At 70.8% G+C, this 20776-nt stretch carries 20 protein-coding genes; 13 read left to right on the forward strand and 7 right to left on the reverse strand.

Annotated elements, in window-relative coordinates; all coding sequences use genetic code 11:
• Positions 1 to 123 precede the first annotated feature (123 nt).
• From DMC64_RS39660 to DMC64_RS39705, 10 genes are all read left to right on the forward strand, one after another.
• Entirely contained in the window at positions 124 to 1746 is a 1623-nt protein-coding gene (locus DMC64_RS39660) for a carbamoyltransferase C-terminal domain-containing protein (protein ID WP_125737709.1), read from the forward strand.
• A gap of 16 nt (positions 1747 to 1762) precedes the next feature.
• Positions 1763 to 2326: an SIS domain-containing protein gene (locus DMC64_RS39665; RefSeq protein WP_199755251.1), complete on the forward strand. Its 564-nt coding sequence runs from the start codon at positions 1763 to 1765 to the stop codon at positions 2324 to 2326.
• The gene (locus tag DMC64_RS39670) at positions 2323 to 3681 is read left to right on the forward strand and encodes a PfkB family carbohydrate kinase (protein ID WP_125737710.1); all 1359 of its coding nucleotides are present in this window, start codon (positions 2323 to 2325) and stop codon (positions 3679 to 3681) included. Before DMC64_RS39665 ends, DMC64_RS39670 begins: the two co-directional genes overlap by 4 nt.
• Positions 3681 to 4367, forward strand: coding sequence for an SDR family oxidoreductase (locus DMC64_RS39675; RefSeq protein WP_125737767.1), 687 nt, complete (start codon positions 3681 to 3683; stop codon positions 4365 to 4367). The genes DMC64_RS39670 and DMC64_RS39675 overlap by 1 nt, the downstream gene beginning before the upstream one ends.
• On the forward strand, positions 4364 to 5302 hold the full coding sequence (locus DMC64_RS39680) for a glycosyltransferase family 9 protein (RefSeq protein ID WP_369797437.1): 939 nt from the start codon (positions 4364 to 4366) through the stop codon (positions 5300 to 5302). Before DMC64_RS39675 ends, DMC64_RS39680 begins: the two co-directional genes overlap by 4 nt.
• Complete coding sequence (locus DMC64_RS39685) at positions 5295 to 6602, forward strand: UDP-glucose/GDP-mannose dehydrogenase family protein (protein ID WP_199755252.1); 1308 nt, start codon at positions 5295 to 5297, stop codon at positions 6600 to 6602. Before DMC64_RS39680 ends, DMC64_RS39685 begins: the two co-directional genes overlap by 8 nt.
• Positions 6599 to 7210: a flavodoxin family protein gene (locus DMC64_RS39690; RefSeq protein ID WP_125737711.1), complete on the forward strand. Its 612-nt coding sequence runs from the start codon at positions 6599 to 6601 to the stop codon at positions 7208 to 7210. Before DMC64_RS39685 ends, DMC64_RS39690 begins: the two co-directional genes overlap by 4 nt.
• A 42-nt stretch (positions 7211 to 7252) precedes the next feature.
• Positions 7253 to 7633 (forward strand): hypothetical protein, encoded by a 381-nt coding sequence (locus tag DMC64_RS39695; protein WP_125737712.1) that lies wholly within the window; start codon positions 7253 to 7255, stop codon positions 7631 to 7633.
• Positions 7634 to 7731: 98 nt separating this feature from the next.
• Positions 7732 to 8406, forward strand: a complete 675-nt coding sequence (locus DMC64_RS39700) for a DUF6766 family protein (RefSeq protein WP_199755253.1) — start codon at positions 7732 to 7734, stop codon at positions 8404 to 8406.
• 62 nt (positions 8407 to 8468) lie between these two features.
• The gene (locus DMC64_RS39705; protein ID WP_037344337.1) at positions 8469 to 9032 is read left to right on the forward strand and encodes a hemerythrin domain-containing protein; all 564 of its coding nucleotides are present in this window, start codon (positions 8469 to 8471) and stop codon (positions 9030 to 9032) included.
• A gap of 199 nt (positions 9033 to 9231) precedes the next feature.
• Here DMC64_RS39705 and phoU read toward each other — a convergent pair whose 3' ends face one another.
• From phoU to DMC64_RS39735, 6 genes are read right to left on the reverse strand one after another with little or no spacing between them, the layout of a single operon-like run.
• Positions 9232 to 9903 carry a phosphate signaling complex protein PhoU gene (phoU, locus tag DMC64_RS39710; protein WP_125737714.1) on the reverse strand — a complete coding sequence of 224 codons (672 nt, stop codon included), beginning with the start codon at positions 9901 to 9903 and terminating at the stop codon, positions 9232 to 9234.
• Positions 9900 to 10637, reverse strand: a complete 738-nt coding sequence (locus DMC64_RS39715) for a metallophosphoesterase (protein ID WP_125737715.1) — start codon at positions 10635 to 10637, stop codon at positions 9900 to 9902. Before DMC64_RS39715 ends, phoU begins: the two co-directional genes overlap by 4 nt.
• On the reverse strand, positions 10634 to 11443 hold the full coding sequence (locus tag DMC64_RS39720) for a nucleotidyltransferase (RefSeq protein WP_125737716.1): 810 nt from the start codon (positions 11441 to 11443) through the stop codon (positions 10634 to 10636). Before DMC64_RS39720 ends, DMC64_RS39715 begins: the two co-directional genes overlap by 4 nt.
• Positions 11440 to 12489 carry an NAD-dependent epimerase/dehydratase family protein gene (locus DMC64_RS39725; protein ID WP_037344333.1) on the reverse strand — a complete coding sequence of 350 codons (1050 nt, stop codon included), beginning with the start codon at positions 12487 to 12489 and terminating at the stop codon, positions 11440 to 11442. The genes DMC64_RS39720 and DMC64_RS39725 overlap by 4 nt, the downstream gene beginning before the upstream one ends.
• Before the next feature lie 28 nt (positions 12490 to 12517).
• Positions 12518 to 13552: an aromatic acid exporter family protein gene (locus DMC64_RS39730; protein ID WP_125737717.1), complete on the reverse strand. Its 1035-nt coding sequence runs from the start codon at positions 13550 to 13552 to the stop codon at positions 12518 to 12520.
• Positions 13552 to 14916, reverse strand: a complete 1365-nt coding sequence (locus DMC64_RS39735) for an aldehyde dehydrogenase (protein ID WP_125737718.1) — start codon at positions 14914 to 14916, stop codon at positions 13552 to 13554. The genes DMC64_RS39730 and DMC64_RS39735 overlap by 1 nt, the downstream gene beginning before the upstream one ends.
• A gap of 106 nt (positions 14917 to 15022) precedes the next feature.
• Between DMC64_RS39735 and DMC64_RS39740 the strand changes: the two genes are divergently transcribed.
• Genes DMC64_RS39740 through DMC64_RS39750 form a run of 3 tightly spaced genes read left to right on the forward strand, consistent with a single transcriptional unit; the run spans position 15023 to position 19672 of the window.
• The gene (locus DMC64_RS39740) at positions 15023 to 17128 is read left to right on the forward strand and encodes a catalase (protein WP_125737719.1); all 2106 of its coding nucleotides are present in this window, start codon (positions 15023 to 15025) and stop codon (positions 17126 to 17128) included.
• Between the two features lie 34 nt (positions 17129 to 17162).
• Entirely contained in the window at positions 17163 to 18650 is a 1488-nt protein-coding gene (locus DMC64_RS39745; RefSeq protein ID WP_125737720.1) for an HAD-IIIA family hydrolase, read from the forward strand.
• Entirely contained in the window at positions 18647 to 19672 is a 1026-nt protein-coding gene (locus tag DMC64_RS39750) for a glycosyltransferase family 9 protein (RefSeq protein ID WP_125737721.1), read from the forward strand. The genes DMC64_RS39745 and DMC64_RS39750 overlap by 4 nt, the downstream gene beginning before the upstream one ends.
• Here DMC64_RS39750 and DMC64_RS39755 read toward each other — a convergent pair.
• The gene (locus tag DMC64_RS39755) at positions 19635 to 20489 is read right to left on the reverse strand and encodes an SDR family oxidoreductase (RefSeq protein WP_037344327.1); all 855 of its coding nucleotides are present in this window, start codon (positions 20487 to 20489) and stop codon (positions 19635 to 19637) included. The genes DMC64_RS39750 and DMC64_RS39755 overlap by 38 nt on opposite strands.
• Positions 20490 to 20776: the final 287 nt, after the last annotated feature.

Consider the following 20776-nt stretch of genomic DNA (forward strand, 5'->3'; position numbering starts at 1 on the left):
CGCTTCGCTCAGTAGCGACGTCCTGGGCTTTTGCGCCGCATCGTTTATCCCCGAACGCACCGGGTAGCGCTACAGGAGTAAGCGCGGGTCACGGCCCGCGGCCCCGACCGGAGAGGTGGCCCGGTGCGCATACTCGGTGTCAACGCCGTCTTCCACGACCCGGCCGCGGCCCTGGTCGTCGATGGCGAAATCGTGGCGGCGGCGGAGGAAGAACGGTTCAGCCGTCGCAAACACGGCAAACGACCGGTGCCGTTCTCCGCTTGGGAACAGCCCGTCGAGGCCGCCGCGTGGTGCCTGGCCGAGGCCGGGATCTCCGCTCAGGATCTCGACGCCGTCGGCTATTCCTACGATCCGGCGCTCGTGGAGCCGGGCATGGCGGGGCACGACGGGAAGAACGAATGTCTCCGCACCGACTTCGCCCGCCGGGCTCCCGCCTTCCTCAAGGCGGCCTTGCCGGGGCTGGATCCCGCGACCGTCCGCTTCGTCCGGCACCACGTCGCGCACGCCGCCTCGGCCGCGCTCGCCGCGCCGTTCGACGACTGCGCGGTACTGGTCGCCGACGGTCGTGGGGAGAGCACTTCCTATCTCGCGGGCGAGTACCGCGACGGCAAGTTCGAGGAGCTCGCCGAGCAACGGCTGCCCCATTCCCTCGGGCTGATGTACGAGGATCTGACCGAGCACCTCGGTTTCGCCCGGTCCAGTGACGAGTACAAGGTGATGGCCCTCGCCTCCTACGGCAAGCCCCGCTTCCTCGACCGGATCGCGGAAAGCGTGCACACCAACGGGATGGGGTTCCGCACCGACGAGATCGACTGGGCGTCGTTCGCTCCCGCCGTCGAACCCGGGCAGGAACCGGGGCAGGTCCACGCCGACCTGACCGCGAGCGTGCAGCGGTGCCTGGAGGACGTCCTGCTCGACCTGACGGCCAAGCTCCACGAGCACACCGGGCACGGCGACCTCGCGCTGGCCGGTGGGATCGCGCTCAACTGCGTCGCCAACACCCGGCTCCACGCCGAGGGACCGTTCGACCGGATCTGGGTCCAGCCCGCCGCCGGTGACGCCGGCACCGCGCTCGGCGCGGCCTTGGAGCTCGCCGCGGAATTCGGCGACCGCGGCGGCCCGATGACCGGCGCGGATCTCGGCCGCGGCTGGACCGACGACCAGCTGGAGAACGCGCTCAAGACCGCGAACGTGCGCTACGAGCGGCCGGACGACGTCGCCGAGGCCGTCGCCGAAGCACTGGCCGAAAACCGGATCGTGGCCTGGTTCCAGGGCCGGTCCGAGTTCGGCCCGCGTGCGCTCGGCCATCGGTCGCTGCTCGCCCATCCCGGACACGAAGCCAATCTGGAACGGCTGAACGACGTCAAGGGGCGCGAACAGTTCCGCCCGGTGGCCCCGATGGTGCTCGCCGACCGCGCGGGCGAGATCTTCTCCCGCGGCCCGCTTCCCAGTCCCTACATGCTCTTCGTCCACGACGTCGCTCCACAATGGAGGGACAAGATCCCGGCCGTCACCCATGTCGACGGGACGGCCCGGGTCCAGACGGTCGACGCGGACGACGAGCCGCTCGTGGCCCGGATGCTCGGCGCGTTCGAACGCCGTACCGGCGTGCCCGCCGTGGTCAACACCAGTCTCAACACCGCGGGCAGGCCGATGGTCGATTCCCCCAGGGACGCCTTGGAATGCTTCGGTTCGGCCCCCATCGACCTGCTCGCCCTCGGACCGTTCGTGGTCCGCCGTCCCTGACCTTTGGAGGTGTGTCGTGATCGAAGAACACTTCGCGGCTTTGAGCGAGGCCGCCGGGAAGTCCGCTTCCTGGTCGCCGAAGATCCGTGGCTGGGGTGACCAGCTGGCCGCCGTGCTGTCCTCCGGCGGACGGCTGCTCGCGTGCGGCAACGGCGGGAGCGCCGCCGAAGCGCAGCATCTCACCGGCGAGCTGGTGGGCCGGTTCCGCAACGACCGGCAGCCGTTCTCGGCGATCGCCCTGCACGCGGAGACCTCGGCCGTGACGGCGATCGTCAACGACTACGGCGAGCACGAGGTGTTCGCCCGGCAGGTGCGGGCGCACGGCCGCCCCGGCGACATCCTCGTCTGCCTTTCCACCAGCGGCGGCAGCCAGAACGTCGTCGCGGCCGCGAAGGCCGCCCACGAGCTCGGCGTCACCACCTGGGCGATCACCGGCCCCTCCCCCAATCCGCTGGCCGCGCTGTGCTCCGACGCGATCCCGGTGGAGGCACCGTCGATGGCGACCGTGCAGGAGGTCCACCTCGCGCTGGTGCACGCCCTCTGCACCGCGCTGGACGACGCGCTCGGGGTGCCCACGTGAGGCCGCTGGTCGTCCTGGGCGACGCCTTGCTGGACGTCGACGTCGACGGCACGTCGGACCGGCTCTGCCCGGACGCGCCGGTCCCGGTGGTCGACCTGGTCCGGGAATGGCGGCGGCCGGGCGGAGCCGGGCTGGCCGCGTTGCTCGCGGCCCGGTCCACCGCCGAGGTCGTGCTGGTCACCCCGCTGGGTGATGACCCGGCCGGACGGGCCCTGACCGGGCTGCTGGAACACGAAGTCCGCGTGGTACCGATGCCCTTGGACGGCACCACCGTCACCAAGAAGCGGGTGCGGGTCGCGGGGCAGTCACTGGTCCGGCTCGACAGCGGTGACGGCAGGGCCGAGTTCTCGCCGCTCACCTCCGGCGTCCGGGCGGCGCTGCGGTCGGCGGGCGCGATCCTCGTCGCCGACTACGGCCGCGGCGTGACCGGTCATCCGGAGATCCGCGCGCTGCTCGCCGAACTGGCGGGCACGATCCCCGTCGTCTGGGATCCGCATCCCCGCGGGAGCGAGCCCGTCGCGGGGGTCACGCTGGCCACCCCGAATCTCGCCGAAGCCGAGCAGCTCACCGAGACCCGCGCCGACGCCGGAGAGCTGGCGAAACGGGTGCACACGCTGTGGAAGGCCGACGCGGTCAGCGTCACCACGGGCGCGCACGGCGCGGTGCTGACCGAGGGCGGGCGGTGCACGACGTTCCGGCCGCCGTCGGGGATCGTCGCCAAGGACACTTGCGGCGCCGGTGACCGCTTCGCGTCCGCGGTCACCGCGGCGTTGCTCGACGGCGCGGCCACCGCCGACGCCGTCGCGGCCGGCGTCGAGACGGCGGCCCGGTTCGTCGCGACCGGCGGCGCCGCCACACTGTCCACAGTGGACAACTCACCCGAGCCGGAAGCCCACCACCATGGCACTTCGGCGTTCGACTTCGCGGCACGGGTCCGCGCACGAGGCGGCAGGCTCGTGGCCACGGGTGGTTGTTTCGATCTGCTGCACCCCGGCCACGCCGCCTTGCTGCGACAGGCGCGTGCCCTGGGCGACGCCCTCGTCGTCTGCCTCAATTCCGATGCCTCGGTGCGCGGCCTGAAAGGACCGGGCAGGCCGATCGTGACCGCCCGCGACCGCGCCCGGCTGCTCACCGAACTCGCCTCCGTCGACGCCGTCGTGGTGTTCGACGAACCCGATCCGGCCGCCGTGCTGGACCGCCTGCGCCCGGACGTCTGGGTCAAGGGCGGCGACTACGCCGACACCGAACTCCCCGAAAGCGCCGTGGTGCGACGGCACGGCGGCGAAATCGTCCTGATCCCGACCATCCGCGGCTATTCCACCACTCGGCTGGTGGCCGCGGCGGAAGGAGCATGATGCGCCCTCTCGGCAACGTCCTGATCACCGGCGGCGCCTCCGGCCTCGGTGCCGCGACCGTCGAAGCCGTCCGCGAGGCGGGCGGCACACCGCTCGTCGTCGATCGCGCCGAACCGGCGGGCGACGTCGCGTTCGTCCGGGCCGACCTGGCCGATTCCGCCGCGGCCGCGCGTGCCGTGGACGAACTCGCCGAAAAGGCCGGCGGGATCGACGGCGTCTTCACCGCGGCGGGCACCGACGCGTGCGGCCCGCTCGACGAAGTGTCCACTGAGGACTGGGAGCGCGTGATCCGGGTCAACCTGCTCGGCACCGCCGCGGTCGTCCGTGCGGCGCTCCCCCATCTCCGGCTGAGCCGCGGCACGGTGGTGACCTGCGCGTCCACGCTGGGGCTGCGGGTCGCGGGGGACGCGAGCGCCTACTGCGCGTCGAAATTCGGCGTCGTCGGCTTCACCAGGGCACTCGCCATGGAGCTCGCGGGGCGGGTCGGGGTGACGCTGCTCGTCCCCGGCGGCATGCACACGGCGTTCTTCGACGACCGGGCCGAGCAGTACAAGCCGCCGCCGGACGCGAAACTCAACCAGCCCGAGCACGTCGCGGCCTCCGTGGTCTTCGCTCTCTCCCAACCGCCCGGCTGCGAGGTCCGCGAGCTCGTGGTGTGCGCTTCGGAAGAGGGGTCCTGGCCGTGACCGGTGGCATCCTCGTGCTGCGCGCCCTCGGCCTGGGGGACCTGCTCACCGCGGTCCCCGCCCTGCGGGCCCTGCGCCGCGCCTTCGACGACGAACGGCTCGTCCTCGCCGCGCCGGAGAACCTGCGCGATCTCGTCGAGCTGATCGACGCCGTGGACGAACTGCTCCCGACGGCCGGGCTCGGCGAACTGTCCTGGCCCGGCGAGCCGCCGCGGCTGGCGGTGAACCTGCACGGCCGCGGCCCGGAGAGCATCCACGACCTGCTCGCCCAGGACCCGCTGGAACTGATCACCCACCGGCATCCGGACTTCCCCGGCGTCGACGGCCCCGACTGGCCAGCCGAGGCGCACGAGGTCGACCGCTGGTGCCGCCTGCTCGAGGCCGCGCGCATCCCGGCCGACCGGGACGACCTCGCGCTGCCCCCGCCGCCCGGCCCCAGCCCGGCGGCGGACGCGGTGGTGATCCACCCCGGTGCCGCGTTCGCCGCCCGGCGCTGGCCGCCGGACCGGTACGCGCGGGTGGCGCGGGAGCTCTCCGCCCGGCATCGGGTGGTCGTCACGGGAAGCGCGCCGGAAGCGCCTCTCGTCCGCGCGATCGTCGAGGAGGCCGGGCTTCCCGGCGACGCGGCTCTCGTGGGCGGCGGCCTCGCCGAGCTGGCGGCGACCGTGGCCGAGGCACGGCTGGTGATCTGCGGCGACACCGGTGTCGGCCACCTCGCCACCGCGTACGGGACGCCGTCGGTGCTGCTGTTCGGGCCGACCCCGCCGCGGCTCTGGGGCCCGCCTGCCGGCGACCGGCGGCATACGGTCCTCTGGGTGGGCGACGTCGGCGACCCGCACGGTGGTGCCCCGGATCCGGGCCTGCTGCTGTTGCGGGAGGAACGCGTCCTCACCGCGGCCGAAGACCTGCTCCGGACGGGGGCCTCCCGTGGTTGAGCGGGTGGGCGTGATCGGCGCCGGATACGTCGGGCTCACCAGCGCGGCGTGCTTCACTCATCTGGGCCATCAGGTGGTCTGCGTCGACAACGATCTGTCCAAAGTGGACGAGCTGAACCGGGGCGAGGTCGCCATCGCCGAACCGGGGCTCACGGAACTGGTCCGGGACGGCCTGGGCTGCGGGCGGCTCCGCTTCACCGGCGCACCGGAAGAACTGTCCGATGTGGACTTCGTACTGCTCTGCCTGCCCACGCCGAAAGGGGAGAACGGCGACGCCGACGTCCGGATGCTGGACGAGGTCGTGGCCACGCTGCCCGGACTGCTCGCGCCCGGCTGCGTCGTCGTCACCAAGTCGACCGTGCCGGTCGGCACCGGGGCCCGGCTGACGGAATCGCTCGGACCGGATCTGCCCGTGGTGAGCAATCCCGAATTCCTCCGCGAGGGGCACGCCGTCGAAGATTTCTTGCAGCCCGACCGGGTCGTCCTCGGCTCGGTCCCCGAGAACAGGACGGCCGCGGAGCGCGTCGCCGCCTTGTACGGGGAGACGAACGCGCCGGTGTGGTTCACCGATCCGGCGAGCGCCGAGCTCGCGAAGTACGCCAGCAACGCGTTCCTGGCGTTGAAAGTGTCCTATGTGAACGTCCTCGCCGAACTCTGCGAGCACTACGGCGCCGACATCCGCGACGTCGGGCGGCTCATGGGGCTCGATTCGCGGATCGGGCCCGCCTTCCTCGTCCCCGGCCCCGGCTGGGGCGGCTCGTGCCTGCCCAAGGACACCGCCGCGCTGCTGCGGACCGCCGAACACGCGGGCGTCGACTTCGGCATCCTCCGTGACGCCATGAAGGCCAACGCCCGCCAGCGGGCGGCCGTGGTGCGGAAGATTCGCCGCGCGATCACCGGGGTTTCGGACGGCTCGCTCTCGGGCATCCGTATCGGGTTGCTCGGACTGGCGTTCAAGGCGGGAACCGGGGATCTGCGCGATTCCCCCGCGCTCGCGGTCGCGCGGGAGCTCGCCAGGAGCGGCGCGGTGCTGACTGCGTACGACCCCGGCGTCGAAGCCGTCGAACCGGACACCGTCCAGGTCGTCGACGACCCGTACCTGGTGGCGAAGGACGCGGCGGCGCTGGTCGTGCTCACCGAGTGGCCCGAGTTCCGCGAGCTCGACTGGGACCGGCTCGCCGCCGCCACCGAACGCGCCGTCGTCGTCGACGCCAGGAATCTCCTGGACCCGGCGACCGTCAGCGCGGCGGGCTTCGTCCACACGGGACTCGGCACCGATCCGAACAGGAGGACAGGATGACCCAGCCGTTGAAGGCCCTCGCACTGGTTTGCTCGCTCAAACCGTCGCCCGCCCCGTCGAGCAGCGCGCTGATCGCGCAGCAGCTTCTGGACGAACTGGCCGGGCACGGCGCCACCGGCGAACTCGTGCGTGTGGTCGACCACGACGTCAAACCGGGGGTGGAGGGCGACATGGGCGACGGCGACGCCTGGCCGGAGATCCGCCGCAAGATCGCCGCCGCCGACATCCTGCTGATCTCGACGCCGACCTGGGTCGGCCACATGTCCAGCGTGGCGCAGCGGGTGCTGGAGCGGCTCGACGCCGAACTGTCCGAAACGGACGACGAGGGCAGGCCCGCGATGTTCGGCAAGGTCGGCGTCACCGCCGTCGTCGGCAACGAGGACGGCGCGCACAAGATCACCGCCGACCTCTTCCAGGCCCTGAACGACGTCGGCTTCACCGTGCCCGCCCAGGGCGGGACCTACTGGAACGGCGAGGCGATGAAGGGCGGGGACTACAACGACCTCGACGAAACGCCCGAAGCGGTCGCGTCGACCAACGCGACCCTGGCGCGTAACGCGATCCATCTGGCGAATCTGCTGCGCGAGCGCCAGTACCCCGCGTCCTGACCCCGAGGTGTAGTTGACGGCCGGGCCGGGTACCCGTCTTCCGTGATCGTCAAAACCCTGGCGTTCGGCGCGTGCCTGCTGCTCGCCGGTTGCGCGGGTGCGAGCGGGCAGGAGCCGGTGCGAGAGGCCACCGGGCGGTTCCTCGGCGCACTCGCGTCGGGTGATCACCGCTCGGCGTGCGCGCTGCTCGCGCCCCGGGTGCGGGAATCCTGGGCGCCGGAAAGCTGCGAACGCGGCCTGGCCGGCGCGAACGTCCCGGACGGCACGCCGGAGACGGTCTCGATCTGGAGCGAAGAAGCCCAGGTGAAGACCGCCCGCGACACGCTCTTCCTGCACGAGTCGTCCACCGGCTGGGTGATCACGGGAGCGGGCTGCCACCACCGCAACGAACAGGTCTACGACTGCGCGGTGGGTGGCCCATGAAAGCGCGTCCGGTGTTCACCGTTTACCTCGTCTTCGTCGTGGCCGTCCTCGGCTATTGCGTCCTGCTGGGCCTGCTGCACCGGTGAAGGGGGCGGATGATGCGGCGCTTTCTTCGTGACAACGCCCTTTCGCTGGGCTTCGGACTGCTGTTCCTGCTGAGTCTCGCGGGACAGGCGTTCTCCGGGCTCGCGGATTACAACGACGGGCGGCTCAGCCACGCCGCCGAGCCGGTCGGCCTGCTCGACTACCTGGCGTCCGCGGACTTCGCCGTCGACGTCGCCGAAAACTGGCAATCGGAATACCTGCAGTTCTTCCTCTACGTGTTCGCGACCGTGTGGCTGCTGCAACGCGGCTCCCCCGAATCGAAACCGGCCGACCGGGTCGGCCTGGAAACGGACGAGGACCAGCAGGTCGGACGCCACGCGACGGCCGATTCACCGAAATGGGTGAAGGCGGGCGGCTGGCGCACGGGAATCTTCTCGATGTCACTCGGACTGGTGATGCTGGGACTGTTCCTGCTGTCGTGGCTCGCCCAATCCGTGGCCGGGATGAGCGCCTACAACGCCGAACAGCTCACCGAATTCGGTGATCCGGTGTCGTGGTTCGGCTATCTGGCGTCGTCGGATTTCTGGAACCGCACCCTGCAGAACTGGCAGTCGGAATTCCTCGCCATCGGCTCGATGGCGGTGTTCAGCGTGTACCTGCGCCAACGCGGCTCCCCGGAATCCAAACCCGTCGGCGCGCCGCACCGGGCCACCGACGAATCCGGGTGATTGGACCGCGGGGAACGGGTATCCGTCCGGCGTCGGACTGACGACCACGGACAGGAGTGTCCATGACCACCACCACGGAACACGACCTCGTCACGGTGATCACCGAGGACCACCGTGCCTTCGAGCGGATCTTCAAGGAACTGGAGTCCGGCAAGGGCGGTGATCGGCACCGCAAGGACCTCGCGGACCACCTGATCGCCGAACTCGTGCGGCATTCGATCGCCGAAGAACAGCACATGTACCCCGCCGCGCGGAAGCACCTCCCCGACGGCGACGAGGTCGCCGATCACGAGATCGAGGAGCACGCCGAAGCCGAACGCGTGATGAACGACCTCATCGGCCTGGAACCGACGGACAACCGGTTCGACGAACTCGTCGGCAAGCTGATCGAGGACGTCCGGCACCACATCGAAGAGGAAGAAAGCGACCTGCTGCCCAAGCTGCAGGCCGCCTGTTCTCCGGAAGACCTGCGGGAACTGGGCGAGAAGGTGTTGCGGGCCAAGGAGATCGCCCCGACCAGGCCGCATCCCGCCGCTCCGGACCGGCCGCCGGCGAACCGGATCCTGGCGCCGGGGACGGCGTTCATCGACAAGATCCGGGACGCGCTGACGGACCGGGCGACCTGACCTTCGCCGGACGCTCACGCGTCGATCAAGTCCGTGAAGGCCTCCTTCCCTACCTTGAGAGTAGGGAAGGAGGCCTTCACGGACTTCGAGCCTGTGCGGGCGTCGCGGGCTGCTCGCCAACAGGTCGCGAAAGCCACTTTCGCGACGCTAGATGTCCCGAAAGTGGCTTTCGCGACACGGACGATGGCGCCGAGCGAGCTCAAAGCTCAGCAGGCGCATCCCGCACGGAAGACTCCGGCAATTCCCCGGTGAGCGCGAAATCCACCCGCCGCGCCACCGACACCACCTGGTCCGCGAACCGCTCGTAGAACCGCGCCAGCAGCGCCACCGAGATAGCGGGCGCGACGCCGTCGGCCCAGTCCGGATCGGTCACCAGGGTCATCAGTTCTTCGTACAGCGCGTCGACCCGCTCGTCGGACCGGGCCAGCGAGTGGAACACCTCCGCCGTCGAGCCTTCGATCGCGGCGCCGAGGTCTTCCGCCATCGAGCCGACGAGTCCGGCCATCTCGCCGAACTGGCCGGTGAGCGCGTCGGGGACGGCGAATTCCGGCGCTCGCAAGGCCTGGTCGGCGATGTGCTGGGCGAGGTCGCCCATCCGCTCCAGCCGGTCGGCGCAGTACACCGCCGCCAGCACGGTCCGCAGATCGCGTGCCACCGGCGCCTGCAGGGCGAGCAGCTTCTGGGCGGACTCCTCGCATCGGGTCCGTGCCGCGTTCAGTCTCGCCTCGACCGTCGCCAGTTCGGCGGCGGCTTCGACGTCCCGGTCGAGAAAGACCCGGTTCGCCAGGTGCAGTTCTTCGCAGGCCATGCCGCACATACTCGACAGGAGCTCGCCGAGAACGCTCAGCTGACCGTGGAATCGTTCCCTCATGTGAGCACTTTCGCAGGTTCGAGGACATACGTCGCGTACGCCGCGCGGATCACCGGTTGGGCGACGTTGCGGACCGGGACCCCACCGGGGCTGACGCCTTGTTCGCTGCCGTAGTGCGCGTGCCCGTGCACGGCGAGGGCCACCTGGGCGTCGTCGATCGGCTCGCACAACAGGTACGACCCCAGGAACGGGTGGATCTCCGGCGGTTCGCCGTGCAGGGTGCCGGGAATCGGCGAATAGTGGGTCAGCGCGACGGTCACGTCGGGTTGCTCGTGTTCGAGCCCTTCCAGCGCGGTGCGCAACCGTTTGGCCGCCGCCATGGTGTGCTCGACGAAATCCTTCATCTCGCGTTCGCCGAACCGGCTCGCGCATTTGCCCGCGAACCCGCCGCCGAAGCCCTTGACCCCGGCGACGCCGAGCTTCCCGCCCTCCAGGTCCACTGTGGTCGCCGAACCCTCGAGGACGGTGATCCCGCTTTCCTCCAGCAGCCCGCTGACCGCTTCGGCCTCGTCCGAGTGGTAGTCGTGGTTGCCCAGCACCGAAATCACCGGGACGGGGAGCCCGGCGAACTCGTCGGCCACCACCCTGGCCTCGTCGACGCTGCCGTGCCGGGTGAGGTCGCCCGCGAGCAAGAGCACGTCGGCGTGTTCGGCGATGTTGTCCAGTGCCGGCCGCAGCAGGCCTCGGTTGTCCTCCCCGAGGTGGACGTCCCCGACCGCGGCGACCCGGATCACCGGATCTCCTCGGCGTGCGACGGCTCCCGGACGTCGGCCAGCCGGACGTCGTTGTGCACCAGCTCGGTCGCGATGTGTTCGCAGACGACCGCCTCGATGTCGGCCTTGCGGTTGGCGCACGGGACTTCCCCGCTGAGCCGGACCTGGTCGCCGCGCACGGTGACGTGCACGCCTAGTTCGGCGGTCCTCGGGTCTTCCGCCAGCGCCTTGGTCAGCCTGGCGACCAGGTACTGGGGCGCTTCCTCGGGCATCGGAAGCTCCTTTCCGTCGATGATGGACAGGGCCGCGAGCAGGGTCAGGAACGACCACGCGTACGGCGATTCGGCGGTCTCTTCGGCCACCCGGTGCCAATCGACCTGCTCGCGGAGATCGCGCGCGATCCGCAGCAGCGGCGCGAAATCGCACCGGTGCGGGCTGAGCACGAGGATCTTGTCGACGAGCAGATCGGTCCCGTTGAGCACGGGGGCGGCGGTCGCCCCGACCCGCATCAGCGAGGCGCGGTCGAGCATCTCGTCGGTGACCGGCCGATGGTTGGGCCGGAAGATCAGGTCGACGAGGCAGTCGCCGTCGTAGACCTTGGTGAGCCAGTCCTCCGGCGGGTGCTCCCGTCTCAGCCCCGCCGCTTCCAGCGCCTCCGCCGCCACCTCGATGTCCTCCTCCTTGAGGAAGAGGTCGACGTCGTGATCGGACGGCGGCCCGCCCCGCGCGTAGACGGCGAGGCCGCCCGCGACGGCGAACCGCACGGCGGTCTGGTCCAAAGTGGACACCACCCTGGTCAGCGTGTGCAGGAGTTCCTTCTCGTTCACGGTCGCTCCCCCACCCCGGTGGCCAGTTCGTGAGCCCTGCCGACGTCCGGTTTCAGCGGCTCGGTCGGGAATCCTTCGCCTTCACGCAGTCCCTTGAGAAAGGCTTCGATCGCGTCCTCCGACGAGTATCGCGGCGTCCAGCCCAGCTCTTCCCTGGCACGCGTGCAGTCCATCACCGGCAGATGCAGGACGGCGTCGAAAAGCCCTGGCGTCGCCGGGATCAGATGCAAAGACCAGGCCGCGGCCAGCGCTCGCCGGACGAACGGCGCCGGGACCTTCACCGGTTTGGCGCCGAAGATCCGCGCCAGCGCGCGGGTGTCCAGCACCGGATCGGCGGCGATGTTGAAGGCCCCCTTGACGTCCTGGAGCGCACAGCGGCGATAGGCGTCGGCCACGTCCTCGGTGTGCGCGGTCTGGATCCGCAGTTGCGGGATGTCGGGGAGCACCGGGATCAGCGACGGACGCACGAGCTTGCCCGGGACGAACGGCCCACCGAAGAGCCGGCGCTGCTCGGGCGCCGCGGCCTTCTGGAAGAGGAATCCCGGCCGTACCCGGACCACCCGCAGCCGCGGATGACTCCGGTCGAAGGCTTCGAGAACCCTTTCCACGTAAGCCTTTTCGCGGGTATACGCCGCCTTCGGCGACCCGTGCGTCGGCCACTCCTCGGTCACCGGATGGTCGTCGTCCCTCGGCGAATACGCCCCGATCGACGACGCGTACACCAGCGACGGCACCCGCATCGCCTGCGCGGTTTCGAACACCCGGATCGAACCCAGCACATTGGAACGCCAGGTGATCTCGGGCCGATGGGTCGGCTGGAAGAGCCAGGCCAGGTGGATCACCACGTCGGCGCCGTCGAACACGGCACGGAGGTCGTCGCGGGCGACGTCCGCGGTGACGAACTCGGTCTTCGGGCTCTCCCATCGGCTCGGCCGCCTCGCCACGCCGACGATCGAGCCGACTTCGGGGTCCGCGCCCAGCGCGCGGACCACCGCCGTGCCGACGTTGCCGGTGGCGCCGGTGACCACGATCCGCTTACCGCTCATGGGTACGGTTACCCACCGTCGTCTCGCCTTAATCGGCGCGGAGCCGCTGGACGAGACGCCGGGCGGGCAGCGCCATCGCCCCCAGCCCGATCGAGGTGGTGACCTCGTCCGTGGGCGTCACGAGCAGGTGGTCGATCTCGCCGAGCAGGTCGCGACATCGGTCGAGTTCGGCCGGATCACCCGAACGGGCCACCTCGGCGAGGGCTTCGAGCAGGTCGCCGACCACCCCGCGCGCGTGTTCGCCGGGATGCCGGAACGGCTGCTCGCTGTGGGCGGCCTCGCTCACGGCGTCGATCAGCTGGGCGAGCGGATGCCACAGGGAGACGAGGTTCGCCAAGGGTTCCTCGCGGGTCTCACGCCGTCCACGGAGGTTCAGATACCGGCCCTCCCGGGTCCAGCCGATCGCGTCCTCCGCCTCCGCGACCAGGCTGCGGACGTCCTCCATCCGGTCGTCCAGGCCGTCGGCCGCCTCGCCGCCGCGAACCAGGTCCGCGGTCCTGTCGAGGACGTCGGCGATCGCCGACGCCAGCCGGGAGGTCGCCGCCCGCAGGCGTTCGCCGTGCAGCGGCGGCAGGATCACCGCGTTGAGCACGGCGCCGATCCCCGCCCCCAGCGCGGTTTCCAGCAACCGGTCGGCGAGCAGGACGGGTTCGGTCGCGCTGCCGTAGGAGATCAGCAGCATGCCGGTGATCCCGACCCATACCCCCGAATCGCCGAACCCCCGCCACGAGCCGATCAGCAGGCCGACGAAGATGACCAGCCCGAGCGCCACCGTCACCGACGGAATGACCTGACCGGCGCCCGCGGCGAGCAGCACCCCCACGCTGACGGCGCCGACCTGCTGTGCCCAGCCGCGCAGCGACCGGTAGACGGTGGCCTGCACCAGGAACACCGCCGCGTACGGCGCCAGGAAGGGCTGCGGCAGCCGCAGGACCGCCGTCGCGACGATCCACGCGATCACCGCCGCGGCCGTGGCCTTCGCGGTCTGGACGAGGCTCCGGCGTTCCTCCCCCGGCACCCGGAACGCCCGCGCGACCCAGGCGAACGGCGTCTTCCCGCCCATCACGGACCCGGCGGACCCAGGTGGACGACCTTGGTCTGCGTCATCTCGTCGAGCAGTTCCGGCCCGTAGCCGTAGCCGCTGCCGCTGGCGCCCCGCGGCTGGGCGGCCCCGCCGGGTGCGCCGCCGAAGACGTTGTTGATCTTCACGGTCCCGGCCGGGAGTTCGCGCCAGGCGCGCTGCGCGTGGGCCATCGAGGAGGTGAGCACGGTGGCCGCGAGACCGTACTCACCTGCGGCTGCCTGCTCGAGTGCCTGGTCGAAGTCAGCCGCCACGGTCACCGGTGCGACCGGGCCGAACGTCTCTTCGGTCAGGACCCGCATCCCCGGGGTGCATCCGGCGAGGACGGTCGCCGGGTAATGGGCACCGGGACCGTCGGGGACGAACCCTCCGGTGAGAGGGTCGGCGCCCTGCGCGATCGCTTCCGCGACCTGGGCGTGCACCCCGTCCCGGTGGCGCCGGTCGACGAGCGGGGCCACTTTCCGGTGGCCGGCCTCGGCGACCAGCGCGGTGAGGAAGGCGTCCGCGACGTCCTGGTGCACATGGATCCGTTCGACCGAGACGCAGATCTGCCCGGAGTTGGCGAACGCCCCGAGCGCCGCCTGCTCCGCCGCCCAGACCGGGTCCACGCCGGCGTCGACGACGAGCGGGTCGTTCCCGCCGTTCTCCAGCAAGACCTTGGCGCCGGTCCGCGCCGCGCTGACCGCGATCGAACGGCCCGCGGCCGTGCCACCGACGTGGGCGACGACGTTGACGTCCGGATGAGCCGCGAGTTCGGCGCCGACGCTCCCGTCGCCCTGGACGGTCTGGAGAACGTCGTCGGGAAAGGCCTCCGCCAGCACGTTCCCCAGCCAGGCGCCGGTGTGCGGGCAGCGTTCGCTCGGCTTGTGCACCACCGTGTTCCCCGTGACCAGGGCCGCGCCCAACAGCCCGCAGGCCACCGCGACGGGGTCGTTCCACGGTGTCAGCGCGACGACCACGCCCCGGGGCTCCGGCACCATCAGGTCGGTGGCCGACGGATCGCCCAACAGGGACCGGCCGCGGTGCACAGGCCCCAGTTCGGCGTACTGCTCCAAGGTCCCCGCTCCGGCCAGGACACCCTCTTCGGCCTCGTCCCGGGGTTTGCCCGTCTCGCTCTCGATGAGGACGGCGAGTTCTCCGGCTCGCGCCCGGAGGGACCTCGCCGCGTCCTTCAGCGCGATCCCGCGTTCGGCCGCCGGTGTGGCGGCCCAGCCCGGGGCTCGCCGCCTCGCCGCGGCGATCGCCGTCCGGACGCCTTCGGTCGTCGCCGCTTTGACACTGCCGACGAGACTGCCGTCGGCGGGATCGCGGATCTCCAGTACGGCAGGCCGTTCCACCGTCGTCATTCGCACCTCCTCGAAGTTTCCTGCGCGCCGGTTACCCGGTGTCGTTTTGCCGAAACGGCGCCGGGGTAGCCGCGAGGGAACCCACCACCGCGAAGGGGCGAGACCTGTGGCACAGCATCGAGAGGACGCGAAGAACGAGCAGCTGGACGGAAGCCGGGTGGATCCGGAAAAGTCCGTGCTGACCACCCAGCAGGGCGTCCGGGTCGACCACACGGACGACTCGTTGACCGCGGGCAGCCGGGGGCCGACGCTGCTCGAAGACTTCCACGCCCGCGAGAAGATCACCCATTTCGACCACGAGCGCATCCCCGAACGGGTCGTGCACGCGCGTGGCGCGGGCGCCTACGGCTTCTTCGAGGCCTACGACGACGCGCTGGCCGACTACACGGTCGCCGAATTCCTCACCAGTGGCGAGAAGATCCCCGTGTTCGTGCGGTTCTCCACCGTCGCCGGTTCCCGCGGTTCGGCCGACACCGTCCGCGACGTCCGCGGTTTCGCGACGAAGTTCTACACCCGCCAAGGCAACTACGATCTCGTGGGCAACAACATGCCGGTGTTCTTCATCCAGGACGGCATCAAGTTCCCCGATTTCGTGCACGCGGTGAAACCCGAACCGCACAACGAGATCCCGCAGGCCCAGTCGGCGCACGACACCTTCTGGGACTTCGTCTCGCTCCAGCCGGAGAGCCTGCACATGGTGCTCTGGCTGATGTCCGATCGCGCGCTGCCGCGCAGCTACCGGATGATGCAGGGGTTCGGCGTGCACACGTTCCGGCTCGTCGACGCCGAGGGCAAGGGCACCTTCGTGAAGTTCCACTGGAAGCCCGTCCTCGGCACGCATTCCCTGGTGTGGGACGAATGCCAGAAGATCGCGGGCAAGGATCCCGACTTCAACCGGCGTGACCTGTGGGACGCGATCGAGTCCGGCCAGTACCCGGAATGGGAGCTGGGCGTGCAACTGGTGGACGAGGACTCCGAGCACGACTTCGACTTCGATCTGCTGGACGCCACGAAGATCATCCCCGAGGAGCAGGTGCCCGTGCGGCCGGTCGGGCGGATGGTCCTGGACCGCAACCCCGAGGACTTCTTCGCCGAGACCGAACAGATCGCCTTCCACACCGCGAACATCGTCCCCGGTATCGACTTCACCAACGATCCGCTGCTGCAGGCCCGGAACTTCTCATACCTCGACACGCAGCTGATCCGGCTCGGCGGCCCCAACTTCTCGCAGCTCCCGGTGAACCGGCCGATCGCGCCGGTGCACACGAACCAGCGCGACGGGTACGGCCAGCAGAACGTCCACAAGGGACGGACGAGCTATTACCCGAACTCGCGCGGCGGCGGCTGCCCGGCGATCGCCGACTCCGGCGTCTTCCGGCACTACACCGAAGCCGTCGCGGGCCACAAGATCCGGGACCGCAGCGAGAGTTTCAAGGACTTCTACAGCCAGGCGACGCTGTTCTGGAACAGCATGTCGCCGATCGAACGCGAGCACATCATCGCGGCGTTCCGGTTCGAACTCGGCAAGGTCGAGGACCGGGAGGTCCGGGCGCGGACGGTCGCCGAGCTCAACAACGTCGACCACGATCTGGCCGCCGAAGTCGCCGAGGGGATCGGGGTGAGCGTGCCCGCCGCTCCCGCCACCCCGCACCACGACCGCACCTCTCCCGCACTTTCCCAGTTGAACCAGCCTTCCGGCACCGCGAGCAGCCGGAAGGTCGCGGTGCTCGCCGCCGACGGGGTGGACACGATCGGCGTCGGCCGCCTGGTCGAGGCGCTGACGGCGGAGGGCGCGATCGCCGAGGTGCTGGCTCCCACCGAGGCCGAACTCCGGCCGGGCGGGGAAGGGGATCCGCTGCGGCCGGACAGGCAGCTCAACACCATGGCTTCGGTGCTTTACGACGCCGTCGTCGTCCCGTGCGGCCCGGGCGCGATCAACGTCCTCGAACGCGACGGCTACGCGGTGCATTTCGTCGCCGAGGCCTACAAACACGGCAAGCCGGTGGCCGCCTTCGGCTCGGGTCTGGACCTGCTGCGCCGGGCCGGGGTGACCTCGAAACTGGCCGACGACACCGAAACCCTGATCGACCAGGGCGTGGTGACCACCACGGCGGCCGAGGCGACCCTCCCCGACGGCTTCTTCGCCTCCTTCACCGCGCAACTCGGCGAACATCGCTCGTGGCTGCGGAAGACCGACGCGATCCCCGCGTGAGTTTGCCGTCGTGGCTCCCGGGTACCGGAAGAGGGTGACCGACCTCGACTACACGATCGTGATCCCGACGACCGGCCGGGACAATCTCCGCACGCTCCTGGCCGGGATCGAAGCCGCCGGAGAGCCACGGCCGGCGCGGATCGTCGTCGCCGACGACCGTCCCGGCGGCGGCGACCTGCGGCTTCCCCCGTCCACCGTGGACGTCGAAGTCGTCCGGTCCGGCGGGCGCGGGCCGGCGGCGGCCCGCAACGCCGGCTGGCGGCACGCGAAGTCCGAATGGATCGCCTTCCTCGACGACGACGTGCTGATCGGCTCGGACTGGCCGCGGAAACTCGCCGAGGATCTTCTGTCCCTCGGCCCGGAGACAGCGGCGTCGCAGGCCCGCCTCGTCGTCCCGCTGCCGCCTGACCGCCGCCCGACCGACGACGAACGCGGGACGGCCGGGCTGGAGACGGCCAGGTGGATCACCGCCGACATGGCCTACCGCCGCTCCGTGCTCGCCGAGGTCGGCGGCTTCGACGAACGTTTCCCCCGTGCCTACCGGGAAGACTCGGATCTGGCGTTGAGGGTCGCCAAGGCAGGCCATCTCATCGCGCGCGGCGAACGCGTCACCGTCCATCCGCCCAAACGATCGGGTCCGCTGGCCAGCCTGCGCGCCCAGCGGGGCAACGCCGACGACGCGCTCATGCGGCACGAACACGGTGTCCTGTGGCGGCAGCAGACCGGGGCCGGGCACGGACGGCTCGAACGGCACGCGGTGGCCACCGTGAGCGCGGCCGGCGCCGTGGCGTTGTTCGCGCTGGGACGCCGCAAGGCCGCCGCCGCGGCGGCCGGACTGTGGGCGGGACTGACCGCCGAGTTCGCGGCGCGCCGGATCGCCCCGGGACCGCTCACCCCCGGCGAGGTGGGGCGCATGCTGCTGACCAGCGTGCTCATCCCGCCCGCGGCCTGCTATCACCGGCTGCGCGGGGAGCTGAAACACCGGCTGTCGCGGCGGCCGCAGGCCCTGCTGTTCGACCGGGACGACACCCTCATCGTCGACGTGCCCTACCTCGACGACCCCGACGGTGTCCGTCCCGTTCCCGGCGCCGGGGAACTCCTGCACCGTGTGCGCGCGGCGGGGATCAGGATCGGTGTGGTCAGCAATCAGTCCGGGGTGGCCAAAGGACTGATCACGCCGGACCGGCTGGCCGCGGTGAACGCCCGCGTCGAGGAGATGCTCGGTCCGTTCGGCACCTGGCAGGTCTGCGTACACGACGACGGTGACGGCTGCGCCTGCCGGAAACCCGCGCCCGGGCTGGTGCGGCAGGCCGCGGAGGCACTGGGCGTGGACGTCCGGCGCTGTGTGGTCATCGGCGACACCGGAGCCGACGTCGACGCCGCCCTCGCGGCCGGGGCGCGCGGAATCCTCATCCCGACCGCGCGCACCCGGCCGGAGGAGATCGATCGCGCCCGCCGCCGGGCGACCGTCGCGCGCGATCTCGCCGAAGCCGTCCACCTGGCCGTCGCGGGTTCCCGATGAACGTCCTGGTCGCGAGGATGGACAACCTCGGCGACGTCCTGCTGGCCGGTCCCTGTGTCCGCGCGGTCGCGGCCGGTGCCGAACGGGTGGTCCTGCTGGGCGGTCCCCGTGGTCGCGCGGCGGGCGAACTGCTGCCCGGCGTGGACGAGGTCGTCACCTGGTGCGCGCCGTGGATCGACCCCGAGCCGCCGCCGGTCACCCGGGAAGACATCGAAGCGCTGGTCCGGCGTCTGCGCGAATACTCCTTCGACGCGGCGCTCGTGCTGACGTCGTTCCATCAGTCCCCGCTCCCGCTGGCCCTGCTGCTGAGGATGGCGGGCGTGCCGTGGATCGGCGCGATCAGCGAGGACTACCCCGGCTCGCTGCTGGATCTGCGGCACCGGGTGCCCGGTGATCCACCAGAACCGGTGCGGATGCTCTCCCTGGCCGAAGCGGCGGGCTTCTCGTTGCCGCCCGGCGACGACGGCGGGCTCGCGATCCGGGGGCCGCTGCCGCCGGTGGAACGGCTGGTCGGCGACGAGGATTACGTGGTCGTCCACCCCGCCGCGTCGGTTCCGGCGAGGCAACCGTCCGCCGACCGCTCGGCCGCGATCGTGCGGGCACTGCAGGCCGCCGGACGGCGTGTCGTCGTGACCGGCTCGCCGTCGGAAAGCACTCTGACCAGGCAGGTCGCCGGGGACGCGCTCGATCTGGGCGGCCGTACGACTTTGTCCGAACTGGCGGCCGTACTGGCCGCGGCCGACGTGGTGGTGGCTCCCAACACCGGCCCCGCCCACCTCGCGGCCGCCGTCGGCACCCCGGTGGTCTCGTTGTTCGCCCCTGTCGTGCCGTCGTCGCGGTGGGCGCCGTACGGGGTGCCGTCCGAAGTGCTCGGCGACCAGCACGCGGCGTGCCGGGACAGCCGGGCCCGGGTCTGCCCCGTGCCCGGCCATCCGTGCCTGGACCGCGTCGCGCCCGAAGCCGTCGCCGACGCCGTGGCGCGCCTCAGCCGGGCGTGGTCTCGCCGCCCAGCGCGGCGATGACCTCACCGCTGTAATACGACGAAAGCCGGTTGGACGCCAGGAAGACGTACGACGGCGCGAGGTCGTCCGGATGAGCGGCGCGCTCGAACGGGACCTGGAGGCCGAACTTCTCCACCTTCTCCGGCGGGAACGTCGACGGGATCAGCGGTGTCCACACCGGACCGGGCGCGACACAGTTGATCCGGACGCCGCGATCGGCCAGTGCCTGCGCCATCGCGTACGTCCAGGCGTGCACGGCACCCTTGGTCGCCGAGTAGTCGATCAGCGATTTGTTGCCCCGCAAACCGTTCACCGAGCCGGTGTTGATGATGACCGAGCCCTCGCCCAGATGGGGCAAGGCGGCGTTCGTCACCCGGAAGAAGCTGTGGATGTTCACGTCGAAGGTGTGCGTCCACTGCTCGTCGGTGAGCTCCTCCGGGGAGTCGACCGGCCACTGCGTGGCGACGTTGTTGACCAGGATGTCCAGCCCGCCGAGCTCCTTCACGGTCCGGTCGACGATCTCGCGGCACTGCGCCGCTTCGGCGAGATCACCCGGAAGGAGGAGGCACTCGCGCCCTTCGGCGCGGACGCGTTCCTCTGTGTACTTCGCGTCCTCGTGCTCGTTGAGATACGCGATCGCCACGTCGGCGCCTTCTTTCGCGAAGGCGATGGCGACCGCGCGGCCGATCCCGGAGTCGCCGCCGGTGATCAAGGCACGCTTGCCGGCCAGCAGCTCGCGGCCCTCGTAGTCCTCCATGGAGTCACGAGGCGGCGGATCCATCTTCGACGTCACGCCCGGCGGTTCCTGCTGCTGCGGCGGCCGGAGTTTCTCTGCCATCGGGTTCCCTCCCGTCGGGTGCTTTCGGGGAGGGTTACCCGGATGGCCGCTCGGCTGAACATGCCCGCGTGCGGTGGCCGGAGGCGTCGCGTGGGGTGTCGCGAAAGCCACTTTCAGGACGTCTGATGTCCCGAAAGTGGCTTTCGCGACACGCTCCCCGGCAGGCCGTCCGTGAAGGCCTCCTTCCCTCGGCTCAGCCGAGAAAACGCGACCTTCACACCTTCCCCAAGTACGTGAAGGCCCCCTTCACCGCGTCTAACGCAACGAAGGGGGCCTTCACGTACCAC

The organism is Amycolatopsis sp. WAC 04197 (genome assembly GCF_003947475.1).
Taxonomy (GTDB): domain Bacteria; phylum Actinomycetota; class Actinomycetes; order Mycobacteriales; family Pseudonocardiaceae; genus Amycolatopsis; species Amycolatopsis japonica.